This window comes from Actinocorallia sp. A-T 12471, assembly GCF_033875155.1.
Classification (GTDB): Bacteria; Actinomycetota; Actinomycetes; order Streptosporangiales; family Streptosporangiaceae; genus Actinocorallia.
Genome location: NZ_JAWZTE010000009.1, coordinates 179413 through 192815, shown reverse-complemented (window position 1 = coordinate 192815; position 13403 = coordinate 179413). Strand labels below are relative to the sequence as shown.

Here is a 13403-nt window from a genome sequence, read left to right as displayed (position 1 = left end):
GTTCCCCCGCCGACCCCTCGATCCCAACCTCAGAACACCCCGCCGCGACCCGCAACGAAAGGTCGCAGGGCAGGTCCGCGGGACGAGGTCGTCAGGGACGTGTTCTCGGCCTGCGCGAGCGCCGGCACCCTGGCGTGGAGCGTGCCGGGGAGCCGACTACCCGAGGTGGTCAGGGGTGGGGTCAGGGGGATTTGCGGATGGCGGGGAGGCAGACGCGGTCGCGGCCGGATTCTTTGGCGCGGTAGAGGGCGAGGTCGGCGGAGGCGAGGAGTTCGATGAGGTCCTGGCCGTGGGTGCGGTAGAGGGAGACGCCTACGGAGATGGTGACGGAGACCGTGGTGTCGTCGGCGGGGACGGCGAGGCGGCGGACGCGGGCGCGCAGGCGTTCGGCGACGCGGCATGCCTCGACGGTGTCCGCGCCGGGGAGCAGGACGGCGAACTCCTCGCCGCCGAAGCGGCCGATCACGTCGTAGTCGCGCAGCTGGTGGCACAGGGTCGCGGCGACCGCGACGAGGACCTGGTCGCCCGTCAGGTGACCGTAGGTGTCGTTGACGCGCTTGAAGTAGTCGATGTCGATCAGCAGGACGGCGAGCGGCTCGTCGGAACGCTCTGCGCGGGACAACTCGGTCTCTGCCTCGCGCTGCCAGGCGTTGGCGTTCAACAGACCGGTCTTGGCGTCGGTGCGGGCCGCCGCCTGGAGCTGCTGGTGCATGAGGCTGCGCTGGAGCAGCACCACGGGCGGCAGCGCGAGCAGCAGCAGCGCCGGGGAGATCACACACGTGATCGTCACCAGGACGCCGAGGCAGAGCTCGACCACGTCGAGCTCGACGTTCTCGCGGTTCCACAGCACGTCGCGCCAGCGGCCCTGCGGCGTGCTCGCGCGCGCCGCGACCGCCACGAGCAGCAGGTTCAGCACCGCGAACAGCACGGCACAGCCGACCGCGGCGAGGATCGCGCCCTGATGGTCGACGATCCAGCGCGGCGCGGCCTCCAGCGGCTCGGGCACCCAGTGGTGGAACGCCCACGACGCGGCCGCCCCCGACAGGCCGAGCGCGGCCGTCACCAGGACCCTGCGGTGCGGCAGCGCCCGGCGCACCCGGTACTGCAGCAGTGCCTGCAACGGCACCGGCATCAGCAGCGCGTAGATCGGCGGCAGCAGCAGCGCCGCCGGGAGCCACCACGCCGACAGCAGGTCGCGCGCCACCCCCGCGGGCATCCCGAGCCGCCGTGACGCCTCGATGCACACCGCGCAGCACAGGCTCAGCGCGAGGTACGTCAGCGCGTCCCACGGCCGGAACACGGTGACCGCGAACTGCCAGAGGAGCACGGTGAGGTAGACCGCGACGATCACCAGGACATAGACGATCAGCCCCGGCGGCTGCGCCAGCAGCGCGGATCTGCCGTGGCCCCTGCCGGGTTCCCCGCTGTCCCGGCGATGCTCGTCGGCGGCTGACTGGTGCACTGCCGTCATGCTTCCCCCACCCCGGCCACCTATCACGTTAGGTAACACGATAGTTGCAAGGCGTGCTGTGCGGGGCGGAAAGCGTGACGTTCTTCGACACATCCCGCCCCGCCTTCCCCGGCACCCCCTCTGGCCCCCGCCCACCCCCTTTCGACCGTTCCACAACCCCACCCCCTGACCACATCCAGCCACCACCCCGCCCACCCCTCCCCCTCCCCGCCCCTCCGCCGCCACCCCTCCACCTTCTCCTGGTCGCCGCCCGCGCGGCGCCGCACTCCGCCTTCCTCGGGCAGGCGGGCCACCCCGGCCAGCCCGGGTCACCGGGCCAGCCCGGGCCAGCCCGGATCAGGCGGGTCAGGCGGGTCAGGCGGGTCAGGCGGACCAGCCGGGTCAGCCCGGGCCGACCCGGGTCGAGTGGGTCAGGCGGCTTGTTGGTCTGTGGGTTCCTCTCTGGTTGGGGGTGGGGGCGTGGCGGCTTGGGGGTCTTGGGTGGGGTGGGGGCGTTGGGTGCGGTGGAAGGTGGCGGTGCCGCGGGTGAGGTCGTGGCCGATGGCGAGGGCCTCGATCTCGACGGCCGTGCGGCGTTCGCCGCCGCGTTCGTACTCGCGGACGCGGAGGCGGCCTTGGACGATCACCGGGGTGCCGGGGACCAGGTTCGAGGCGTTCACGTTCTCGGCGAGGGAGCGCCAGCAGGTGACGCTGACGAAGGTGGGCTGGCCGTTCTCCCACTGGCCTGAGGCGCGGTCGAACCAGCGTGGGGTGACGCCGACGCGTAAAGACAGGAAGGGTGTTCCGTTGCGGGTGATGGTGAGCAGGGGGCGCTTGGCCACCCAGCCGACCATGGTCGTCAAAGCCTCGTCCATCTCAGGGCCTCCGATGCGGCTCGGCGGGGCCCGGCGGCCCCGTTCACGACCAAGCCTGCCCCGTCCGACCCCGCTCCGAAGCACCAGAATCACATTCTGTGGATAACTCTTTTCGGAGCGGAGCCCGAGGTGTCAGCGCAGGACGCCGTCGACCGTCGCGCGGTAGTCGGCGTACGCCTTCAGCTCGGCGGCCACCGGGGCGAGGACGAGCTCGTCGGCGACCGACGCGAGCGTCTCGCGCATCCCCGACTCGATCCGCTCGCCGTGCCGCGCGGCCGACAGGGCGACCACGTTGCGGCACGCCGCGGCGGTGAGCGCGCCCATCCCGAGCATGCACGCGGTGAGGACGAGCACCCACGGCAGGATCGTCAGGTCGCCGATCAGCGCGCTGGGCGCCTCGGCGACCTCGAAGCCGCCGTAAACGGCGAGCAGGACCGACCAGACGAGCCCGAGCGCGGTCCCCGCGACGAGCACGCGCTGCCAGATCTTCACCGGGAGCCACCAGCGCGGCACCTGGTTGAAGGTCGGGACGATCGCGCGAAGGGCCGAGCCGAGCGCGTCGGGAAGGGTTCCGGCGTTGCTGCGCGCCGCCGCGCGCACCGAAAGCCGCCACGGTCCGGGCAGGTCCTCGGTGACGCCGTCGGTCACCGCGTGCAGCGCGCTGTCCACGCCGCCCTGCTGTGCCCCGAGGGGTCCGGTGAAGGAGTCGCGCAGTTCCTCGCGCAGCTCCGACAGCCGCATCATGCGCAGCGGGTCGCGACGGAACCGGCTCGCCCAGCGCGCGAACGGCCAGCCGACGTAGTCGGCGGCCCGCAGCTCGAAGGCGCTCTGCATGGCCTCGGCGACGGCGGGCACCCCCGCGGCGACGGTGAGCGCGTCGACCAGCGCCTCGGCGTGCGGCCCGTCGACCTCCGACGGGATGTCGCCCGCGTCGGACGGCCCCGCGAACCGCTCGAACCGCTCGATCAGCCGGTCGATGTCCGCGCCGAGCCGCTCGGCCCGGGCGTTCTGGTCGGCGACGGTCTCGGCGAGGATCGCGCGCAGCTCGTCGACGCCGCCGCGCGCGACGGCGGAGGTGGTGATGATCCGGGGGTCGCTGAGCCCCTCGGCCTCAAGGAGCCGCCGCAGGTCGGTGACGCAGTCCTTGACCTCGGCGGGCCCCAGCCGGTCGACCTGGTTCAGCACGATCAGGGTGACCGCGGCGTGCCTGGCGAACGGGATGATGTAGTCGTGGTGCAGGGACGCGTCGGCGTACTTCTGCGGGTCGACCACCCAGATCAGCAGGTCGGCGACGCCGGTGAAGCGGTCGACCTCGGCGCGGTGCGCGGCCTGGATCGAGTCGTGGTCGGGCAGGTCGATCAGCACGAGCCCGCGCAGCGACCCTTCGACCCGCGATCCCGATCGCGCGGACCCCTGGCCTCCCCCGGCCGCCCGCGCACCCGTGGACCCGGAGTCCCCGGACGCGCGCGTTCCCTTGGACCCGGAGTCCGTCGTGAGGGCGGTTGTGCGGGTTTCCTGCTGGTCTGTGGGGGTCTTGCCTCGGCGCGGTGTGCGGGGGCCTGGGCGGTCGAGGGCGCTGGCGCGGGCGTAGCGGAAGCGCTTGTCGATGTTCAGCCAGTCGAGCAGGGGGCCCGCGCCGTCCATGCCCCAGACGCAGGCGTGGGCGAGCGACGTCATCGGCCGCCGCATGCCCGTCGGGGACAGCTCAAGGCCGCAGACCGCGTTGAACAGGGAGGACTTGCCGCTGCCGGTGCCGCCCGCGAGGGTGACGACGGTGTGCTCCTCCGACAGCCGCATCCGCTCGCCCGCGCGCTCCAGCAGCTCAAGGGCCTCGGCGAGGAGGGCTCCGTCAAGACGGCCGTCGCCAAGGTCGATCAGGCGCTCGAGCGCGGCGACGCGCTCACCGAGCTCCCCGGCGATCACCGGCTTGGCGGGAGCCTCTTCGGCGTCGGCCTCCGCGACCTCGTCGGCCTCGGTCTCGGCCTCGTCGGCGTCGGCGTCGGCGGGCGCGGTGACGACGGGCTCGTCATCACGGGTGCTCGACACGACGGGTTCGTCATCACGTGTCGTGGAGGCGGAACCCCGCCCCGACGCAACCGGTTCCGGGGCCTCGAACCGCGGCCCTGAGGCGTCCTCGGCCTTGACCTCGAGCAGCGCCGCGAGCTCCGAGGCGCGCGGCACCCGGTACTCGGCGCTGGTCAGCGGATCGTCGTCCTCGGCCTGACGGCGGCCGCGCGCGGACACCGGACGGCCGGACGGCGCGAACCCGCGCAGCCCGAAGTCGGCGGAGTTGAGCGGATCGGAGTCCACCGGATCAGAAGTCTCGGAGACGGGAGCGCGCAGCGCCCTGGAAGCGAAGTCCTCCCCGGACGACGTCTCCTCGGCGTCGTCCGCCGGGGTCTCCTTGTCCTCGCCGTCCTGCGGGACGTCCTGCACGGCGGTGTCGTCCGCCGTGTCCCCCGGCTGTGCGCCGGGCGGGGCCGGCCAGGCCGAGCGGAGTCCGCTGAAGTCTCCGGTGCCGAGCGGGTCGTCGTCGGGCGCAGACGCGGGCGACGGCACGCGCGGCGCGTCGTCCTCGGCGTCCTCCCCCTGGGCGAGTTTGAGGCCACGGGGTCCGAAGTCGGCGCTCGTCAGGGGGTCTTCCTTGGGCGGGGGCGGGGAAGCAGGCTCGCGGACCTCGTCCGGGTCGGTCACCGGGCGACCTCCAGGTTGTAGGTGGCCTGGTAGAGGGCGACGGCCAGGCTCTCGTCGGGGATGTCGGCCTGGTCGAGCGCCTGGTTGAAGCGCAGGCTCTCCTCGTCGAAGAGCATGGTGATGCGGCCGCGCAGGTCGGCCTTGGCCTTGGCGCTCATGCCGCGCAGCGACTCGGGCCCGAACAGCGACTTGAGCAGCCGTTGCGGCACGGCGCTCGTGCCGCCCTCCACGACGACGTCGCTGGTGCCATATCCGAAGATCCCGACCATCAGCACGACCGACAGCGCCTCCTCGTCGAAGGAGACGAGCTTGGCGATCGACCGCTTGATGACGCCCTCGGTGCGCACGAGTTCGAGCACGTGGTCCTGCCAGCCGCTGACGGCCCTGGTGATCCGCCGCGACAGCTCGGGCGAGACTGTGCCGAGCTGCCCGGCGAGGTCGCCGAGCACGTGCACGCCGGCCGGGTCGGCCTGCCACCGGATGACGGCCTGCTCGGCCCCCTGTTCGGCCCCGGCGAGGATCAGGGATTCCAGGCCGGACCGCAACGCGCTCTTCAGCGCGCGTACACGGGGCGCGGAGTAACGCCGTCGGGAGCCCTTGGCCTCCTTGGCGCGGCCGCGCAGGTGCAGGGTGCGCAGGAGGTCGCCGGTCCCGGCGAAGTCCTGCCAGCGCGCCAGAACCTCACCTTGCAGGAGTGCGCCGTTGCGGGTGGCCTCGTCGAGTTCGGCGAGCGCCGTGGAGTAGGCGGACTCGACCTCGCGGGCGAGCACGTCGCGCCGGTCGACCTGCTCCTCGATCTGCTTGGCGAGCTGCGGGATGCGGGTGCGGAAGCTGTCGAGGACGCCGCCGAGGGTCTCGGCGATGACCTCGTCGCGCGCCTCGACGTCGTCCACCAGCTCCATCAGCCAGGCCCGAATCTGCGCGACGTCCTCCTCGGGCAGCCGCGAGTCGGTGATCGTGGTCTCGGGGATGGTGAAGCGGGGGGCCGCGCCGAAGCCGCGCTCGTCGAGCATCTCGCCGAAGTGCTCGGCGATCTCCTGCCCTCCGCCGTCGGCCACCCGCGACAGCACGACGCCCAAGGTCGCGCCCTGCTCGCGCGCGCGCTCGAGCATCTTCCACACCTGCGCGTCGGCGTAGCGTGCGGCGGTCGTGACGCAGATCCACAGGTCGGCCGAAGCCATCAGCTTGGTCGCGAACTCGAAGTGGTCCTCGAAGAGCGAGTCGAAGTCGGGGCTGTCCAGCACCGCCAGGCCGCGCGGGACGGCCTCGGTGCGGATCACCACGAGCTGGTCGCCGACGACGGCGTCGGGGGCCGGCCCCTCGACCCGTCCCATGGTCGGCAGGACGCCAGGGGGACGCTCGTCGGTGCCCATGAACCAGTCGAAGTTGTCGGGGTGGCAGACAAGGATCGGGCTCGACGTCGTGGGCCGCAGCACCCCGGTGCCGGACACCCGCGCGCCCACCAGGGAGTTCACCAGGGTCGACTTGCCCGCGCCGGTCGAGCCGCCCAGGACCGCGAGCAGGGGCGTCGCCGCGGCGCGCACGCGGGGCAGGACGTAGTCCTCGAGCTGGTCGCGCATCTCGCGCGCGGCGAGGGCCGCCTCGGCGGCCCCTGGGACGTCGAGGGTGAAGCGCAGTGCGTCGATCTGGTCGCGCAGGTCGACCAGTACCCGGCCCAAGGGGACCGGTCCTTCGGACGGCGCGGAGATCAACTCGTCGCGCCGCGCGCTCTGGTCCGCCGGGGAGCTCACGGATCCCGCCCTATGTCCACCGTTAGGTTGCCGATCTGTGCTGCCACGCGTACGACGTCGCCGACGACCACGATCGCCGGTGGCCGCACCCCGCTCGCCGTCATCTCGTCCGCCACGGTGCCCAGCGAGGCGAAAACCGCTCGCTGGCCGGGGAGTGTGCCGTCCTGGACGACGGCCACGGGTGTGTCAGTCGGTCGACCATAGCGCATGAGAGCGTCCGCTATCAGGCGCATCCGCTCGACCGCCATCATCAGGACAAGAGTTCCCCCGTTCCGGGCGAGCGCCTCCCAGTCGACGGTCGAGTCGGGGTGTCCGGGGGGCACGTGCGCGGAGACGACGTGGAACTCCTGGGAGACGCCGCGGTGCGTCACGGGGATGCCCGCGGCGGCCGGCGCGGCGATCGAGCTGCTGATGCCGGGCACGACCGTGACGGGGACGCCGTGCTGCGCGCAGTAGACGGCCTCCTCGCCTCCGCGCCCGAAGACGAAGTTGTCGCCGCCCTTGAGCCGTACGACGAACTTGCCCTGCTTGGCGTGCTCCACGAGCAGTTCGTTGATCTTCTCCTGGAGGATCGCCCTGCCGTAGGGGATCTTGGCGGCGTCGATGACCTCGACGCCGGGGGCGAGTTCGTCGAGGAGGGTGCGGGGGCCGAGGCGGTCGGTGATCACCACGTCGGCCTGGGCGAGGAGCTGCCTCCCGCGCACGGTGATCAGTCCCGGGTCGCCGGGTCCGCCGCCGACGAGGGCGACGCCGACCGGTTTGTGCCTTGAGTGCCGTGCCTTGAGGGTGGCGTCGCGCAGGCCGTCGACGATGGCGTCGCGGATGCCGGCCGAGCGGGTGGGGTCGCCGTCGCTGGTGACGCCGACGGTGGTCTCCCCGACGTAGCCGGTGGCGGGGGTCCAGGCGGCGGAGGACTCGGCGTCGTCGGCGCGCACGCACCAGACGTGGGCCGCCTCGGCGTCGGCGGCGACGCGCCCGTTGACGGCGTGGTCGTCGGTGCAGGTCTGGACGAGCCACGCGCCGTCGATGTCACCGGTCTGGTAGGGCCTGGCGTGCCAGGTCAGCTCCTCGAGCATGCCTTCGAGCGACGGCGTGATCTCGGGGGCGACGAGGGTGACGTCGGCTCCGGCGGCGAGAAGGGTGGGCACGCGGCGCTGGGCCACCCTGCCGCCGCCCACGACGACGACGCGGCGGCCGGTGAGGCGTAGGCCCAGAAGATAAGGCGGCACCGGCGAGTGATCCCATCTACAGAAAAACTGTGTCGGCGACGCGGTGACCAGTGGCTGGTCGTACCGCTGGGACAAAGGTACTCGGCCGGGCGAGGGCTGCTCGCCACAAGGGCCCTTCAGCCCATGATCGTGACGTTCTCGGAAGAATCCGACAACACCTCGGCGAGCGCGGCGACGAGTCCGCGGGTCGCGGCGGGGTCGCGCACCGCGATCCGGATCCACTCGGGGCCGAGGCCCGGGAAGGTGTCCCCCCTGCGTACGGCGTATCCGCGCTCGCGCAAGGCGTCTCGGACTCCTACGCGCGCGCGTACGCAGAGGAAGGAGGCACGGGCTTCAGGGACCACGTGGAGGCCGAGTGCCCCCAGCTCCCGCGTGAGGTGTTCGCGCTGGGCGGTCAACTCTGCGGCCCACGCCTCCGCCTCGGCGTACGCGCGGTCGCTCATACAGGCTTCTATGGCGGCCAAGGCCGGGGTGGAGACGGCCCACAGAGGCTGCGCGGACTCCAGCGCGGTGATCAGCTCGGCGGGGGCGAGGACGTAACCCGCGCGCAGTCCCGCGAGCCCCCAGGTCTTGGTGAGGCTGCGCAGGACGACGACGCCGGGGTCGGCGGCGAGGCTTTCCGGCTCGCCGGGCACGCAGTCCATGAACGCCTCGTCCACCACGACGGTACGGCCGGGCCGCAGCAGCGCCCTGATCGCCCGGGACGGGTGCAGGACCGAGGTCGGGTTGGTGGGGTTGCCGATCACCACGAGGTCGGCGTCGGCGGGCACCGAGGCGGGGTCGAAGGTGAACGCGCCGTCAAGGACGACCCTGTCCACGTTGTGCCCTGCCGCGCGCAACGCCGCCTCGGGCTCGGTGAACTGCGGGTGCACCACGACCGCGCGGCGCGGCCGCAGCACCCTGGCGAGCAGTACGAACGCCTCGGCCGCGCCGGACGTCAGCAGCACCTCGCCGCTCGGACGGCCGTGCCTGCGCGCGACCGCCGCGCGCGCACGGGCGCCGTCCGGATAGGCGGCCAGGCCGGTGAGCGAGTCGCGGACGATCTCGGCGAGCCACGACGGCGGCGTGCCCGCCCGCACATTGACGGCGAAGTCCGCAAGCCCCGCCCCGACCTCGGCGTCCCCATGATGCGCGAGATCCTCGACCGGAAACCCTTGGGACGGGTCGTGGGCCGGGTCGCGCGGGCGACCTTGGGACGGGTCGTGGGAGAGACCGGGGGACGCGGACATGGCTAGCCCTGGAAGTACAGGAGGGCGTTGGCGGCGGCCGCGGCGACGCTCGCGCCGCCCTTCTCGCTCACGTTGCTGACCTGCGGGAGGCCGCTGCCGCGCAGCTTGGCCTTGGCCTCGGCCGCGCCGACGAACCCGACGGGCAGCGCGATGACGAGGCTGGGCCGCACCCCGCGAAGGATCAGTTCCTCAAGCGCGCTTGCGGCGCTGCCGACGACCCACACCGCGCCGGGACCGACCTCGGAGTAGGCGAGGCGGACGGCGGCGGCCGACCGGGTGATCCCCGCGGCCTTGGCCATGCGGACGGCGGCCGGGTCGTCGATCGGGCAGACCGACTGCCGCTCGGTGATCCCGGCGGCGACGGCGGGCACGTCGGTGACGATGGGCGCGCCCGAGCGCAGCGCGTCGAGGCCGCGGCGCAGGTGGCGTTCGTCGGTCACGAGGTCGACGGCGTACTCGAGGTCGGCGCTGGCGTGGATGACCCGTTCGGCGACCGCGCGCCACAGCGGCGGCATGGGCGACAGGTCAACCCGGGACCGGAGGATCTCGTACGAGGCGACCTCGATCGGGTGCGGCTGCCGCACGTTCATCCTGATTCCTCCCTAACCCGCGCCAGGGCCACCGTAGCCCGTGCCGAGCGCGTCTTGGCCACCGCGAGCTGGGCGGTCCCCGACCCGGCCCCGGCGAGCGCCGCGGCCTCGGCCACGCTGCCCGTGCCGACGGCCTTACGCGCCGCATGTCCGGCTCGCGCACCCGGCACTGCGGCAAGCGTATCGGCCCGAAAGATCATCAGATTCCACCCGTGGGCCTCCGCGACGGCGATCACACCCGCCTCCTCGGCCTTCGCCTCGACGGTCGCCAGCGCGGTGACCTCGTCCGGCCGTACGCGCGCCTCGGCGAGGACCCGGAGGACGAGCGCGTCCACTTCCTCGAAGGAGACTCCCTTACGCGCTCCCACGCCGAGCACGTACGTCGCCCGGCCTTGCGGGTGCGTGAGCGCCGTCACCTTCAGCGCACCCCGGAGACCACGAAGACAGGATTGTTGGGCTGGAGCCGGTGGGTGCCGTCGGGCAGCGCGGCGAAGCGGGATGCGGAGAGCTGGACGGCCTCCGCGGCATACCCCTCGGCCTTCAGGAGGTCGAGGGTGGGACCGACGCGTTCTACGGCGGCCAGGGAGACGACCATCGCGCGCAACGCCCTCGGCGCGCACGCCTCGATCGTCTTCAGGCCGCCGCCTCCGACGAAGATCGCGTCGGGGATAGGAAGGTGGTCGAGCACGTCGGGGGCCGCGCCGCGCGACACCGCGACCTTCACGCCGTGCCGCTGCACGTTGCGGCGGATGCGCGCGCACGACTCCTCGTCCCGCTCGACGGCCACGACGGCCGCGCCGAGCCGCGCGCACTCGATGCCGACCGAGCCGCTGCCCGCGCCGATGTCCCAGACGAGGTCGCCGACGCGCGGCCCGAGCCTGGCCAGGATGTGCGCGCGGACCTCGGCCTTGGTGATCTGGCCCGCGCGGTACTCGAACTCGCTCTCCGGCAGCGCCCAGCCGTCGGGCCCCGGCCGCGCCCCCGCGATCCACCCTGACGGCCCGACGGGCCTGCGCGGGTCGTAGACGATGACGACGTTCGGGTCCTTCCAGGGCCGCGTGGTGGCTTCGGCGGGACGTACGCGCATCACCCTTTCCTCGGGGCCTCCGAGGTTCTCGCAGACGACGAAGGCGCGCGGCGTCTGCGGGTGCAGCTCTCTGCCGAGTTCGGCGGGCCCGGCCCCGGGGGCGGTCAGCACCGCGACCTTCGGGTGCGCGCGGCACGCGTTGACGGCACGGCGTAGGTCCCTGCCGTGCGCGGACACCACGAGGGCGTCGTCCCACGACATGCCTGAGCGCGCGAAGGCGAGCGCCACAGACGAGCGCGCGGCGAAGACCTCAAGGGCGTGTCCGCGCTCGCGCAGCGCCCGGACGATCCCGAAGAAGCCGGGGTCTCCGCTGGCCAGGACCACAGGGTCGCCTTCGTGCGCGGCGAGCGCGTCCAAGGCGGGCTCCAGAGGGCCGAGCACAAGGGTCTCGGCCTCCTCGGGGAGGGAGGCGGCCGCGATGTTACGCGCCCCTCCCACGACGAGGGTGGCCGCGTCGAGGCGGCGGCGTGCCTCGGGGTCGAGGGGTCCGCCGTCGAGGCCGATCACCGTCACGCGCATGCTGCCACGAACCTTTCCGCGATCCGGGGGCTGCCCGCCCAGTGCAGGTGAAGGTAGGAGGCGATCACGCGGTCCCGGACGAACCCCTCGGGCCCGTCGGTGGTCCACTGCCATGCGGGGGTCGTGCCGTGCGGGGGCGTCATCGCGGTCCGATGGAACTCATGCCCGCGCACCCGCTCCCCCACCCGTGCGACGACCGAGTCACGGATCGCCACCGCGCTGCGGTAGCCGAGCGTCAGCCTTGGGGTCATCGCGGCCGTCGCGTCAAGGACGCCGCACATGGGGACGCCGTCGAGTTCGCGCGCGAGGTAGAGCATCCCGGCGCACTCGGCGTAGACCGGGCCGGTGAAGGCGGCGATGGTGTCCATGAGGCGTTTGTTGCCGCCGAGTTCGGCGGCGTACATCTCGGGGAAGCCGCCGCCTATGACGAGTCCGCGCGCCCCCTCGGGAAGGTCCTCGTCGCGCAGCGGGTCGAAGGAGACCACCCGCGCTCCGGCCGCCTCCAGCAGTTCGCTCTGTTCGGCGTACCCGAAGGTGAAGGCCGAGCCGCCCGCGACGGCCACCACCGGGGAGTCCTCCGAGACGCGGACGACCTCCGCGTGCGGGTCCCAGGCCGGGGCGTCCAGCGGCGGTGCGGTCCTGGCGAGCGCCAGCAGCGCGTCGAGGTCACATGACGCGGCGACGGTCGCGGCGAGCCGCTGGACGGCCTCCAGCGCGTCGGGACGCCGCTCGGCGACCGGGATGAGCCCCAGGTGCCGCGACGGGGTCGCCAGGTCCCCCTGACGCCGCAGGACGCCCAGGACGGGCACGCCGAGCTCGGCCATCGCCGCCCGGCAGATCTCCTCGTGCCGGTCGGAGCCGACCCGGTTGAGGATCACCCCGCCGATCCTGACCCTGCCGTGCCCGCCGGAGTCGAACGTCATGAAGCCGTGTACGGCCGCCGCGATCGAGCGGCCCGCCGACGCGCAGTCCACCACGAGCACGACGGGCGCGCCGAGCAGCCGCGCCACGTGCGCGGTCGAGGCGAAGTCGCCGCCGCCGGTCTGCCCGTCGAACAGGCCCATGACGCCCTCGACCACCGCGATGTCACAACCTCCGGCGGCACAGCCGTTGGCGGCGTGCCGGAACAGCGGCGCGACCGCCTCCTCGGACGTCAGGAACGGGTCGAGGTTGCGGCCCGGCCTGCCGGTGGCCAGGGCGTGGTAGCCGGGGTCGATGTAGTCGGGGCCCACCTTGTGCGGGGACACCGCGAGGCCGCGCGCGCTGAAGGCCGCCATGAGGCCCGTCGCGATCGTCGTCTTGCCCGCGCCCGACGACGCGGCCGCCACGACGAGCCTCGGCGTCACCACTCGATGCCCTTCTGGCCCTTCTGCCCGCGGTCCATCGGGTGCCTGACCTTGGTCATCTCGGTGACGAGGTCGGCGGCCTCGAGCAGCCGCGGGTCGGCGTCGCGTCCGGTGATGACGACGTGCTGACGCCCGGGCCGCGCGGCGAGCGTCGCCACGACGTCGTCGACGTCGATCCACCCCCACTTCATCGGGTAGGTGAACTCATCGAGGACGTACATTCCGTACTTCTCGGCCGCGAGGTCGGCCTTGATGCGCGCCCAGCCGTCGCGGGCGTCGGCCGCGTGGTCGGTCTCGGTGCCGGGCCGCTGGATCCACGACCAGCCCTCGCCCATCTTGAACCAGTCGACGGGCGCGCCCTCGCCGGACGCGCCCAGCGCCAGCAGCGCGCGTTCCTCGCCGATCCGCCACTTTGCCGACTTCACGAACTGGAACACCCCGATCGGCCAGCCCTGGTTCCAGGCGCGCAGCGCGAGCCCGAACGCAGCCGTCGACTTGCCCTTGCCGGGGCCGGTGTGCACGATCAGCAGCGGCTGCGTACGCCGCTGCCTGGTGGTGAGGCCGTCATCCGGGACGTTCTCCGGCTTGCCCTGCGGCATCAGCCCTGCCCGCCTTCCCTGTGTCCTGTCTTCG

11 protein-coding genes are annotated in these 13403 nt (G+C 73.0%); all 11 read right to left on the bottom strand.

Annotated elements, in window-relative coordinates; all coding sequences use genetic code 11:
• Window positions 1–181 precede the first annotated feature (181 nt).
• The gene (locus R9X44_RS24130; RefSeq protein WP_319816536.1) at window positions 182–1471 is read right to left on the bottom strand and encodes a GGDEF domain-containing protein; all 1290 of its coding nucleotides are present in this window, start codon (window positions 1469–1471) and stop codon (window positions 182–184) included.
• A gap of 410 nt (window positions 1472–1881) precedes the next feature.
• A complete protein-coding gene (locus tag R9X44_RS24125) occupies window positions 1882–2325 on the bottom strand; it encodes a single-stranded DNA-binding protein (RefSeq protein WP_319816535.1) in 444 nt (147 codons plus the stop codon).
• 132 nt (window positions 2326–2457) lie between these two features.
• Complete coding sequence (locus R9X44_RS24120; RefSeq protein WP_319816633.1) at window positions 2458–4248, bottom strand: ABC transporter; 1791 nt, start codon at window positions 4246–4248, stop codon at window positions 2458–2460.
• Window positions 4249–5015: 767 nt separating this feature from the next.
• A complete protein-coding gene (locus R9X44_RS24115) occupies window positions 5016–6770 on the bottom strand; it encodes an AAA family ATPase (RefSeq protein ID WP_319816534.1) in 1755 nt (584 codons plus the stop codon).
• Window positions 6767–7999, bottom strand: a complete 1233-nt coding sequence (gene cobA, locus R9X44_RS24110) for a uroporphyrinogen-III C-methyltransferase (protein ID WP_319816533.1) — start codon at window positions 7997–7999, stop codon at window positions 6767–6769. The genes R9X44_RS24115 and cobA overlap by 4 nt, the downstream gene beginning before the upstream one ends.
• Window positions 8000–8115: 116 nt before the next feature.
• Entirely contained in the window at window positions 8116–9228 is a 1113-nt protein-coding gene (gene cobC, locus R9X44_RS24105) for an Rv2231c family pyridoxal phosphate-dependent protein CobC (protein WP_319816532.1), read from the bottom strand.
• A 2-nt stretch (window positions 9229–9230) separates the two neighbouring features.
• A complete protein-coding gene (locus R9X44_RS24100; protein ID WP_319816531.1) occupies window positions 9231–9818 on the bottom strand; it encodes a precorrin-8X methylmutase in 588 nt (195 codons plus the stop codon).
• A complete protein-coding gene (locus tag R9X44_RS24095; protein WP_319816530.1) occupies window positions 9815–10234 on the bottom strand; it encodes a cobalamin biosynthesis protein in 420 nt (139 codons plus the stop codon). Before R9X44_RS24095 ends, R9X44_RS24100 begins: the two co-directional genes overlap by 4 nt.
• Before the next feature lie 2 nt (window positions 10235–10236).
• Window positions 10237–11424, bottom strand: a complete 1188-nt coding sequence (gene cbiE / locus R9X44_RS24090) for a precorrin-6y C5,15-methyltransferase (decarboxylating) subunit CbiE (protein ID WP_319816529.1) — start codon at window positions 11422–11424, stop codon at window positions 10237–10239.
• On the bottom strand, window positions 11415–12770 hold the full coding sequence (locus R9X44_RS24085) for a cobyrinate a,c-diamide synthase (protein ID WP_319816632.1): 1356 nt from the start codon (window positions 12768–12770) through the stop codon (window positions 11415–11417). The genes cbiE and R9X44_RS24085 overlap by 10 nt, the downstream gene beginning before the upstream one ends.
• Window positions 12767–13369: a cob(I)yrinic acid a,c-diamide adenosyltransferase gene (cobO, locus tag R9X44_RS24080; RefSeq protein WP_319816528.1), complete on the bottom strand. Its 603-nt coding sequence runs from the start codon at window positions 13367–13369 to the stop codon at window positions 12767–12769. The genes R9X44_RS24085 and cobO overlap by 4 nt, the downstream gene beginning before the upstream one ends.
• Window positions 13370–13403 lie beyond the last annotated feature (34 nt).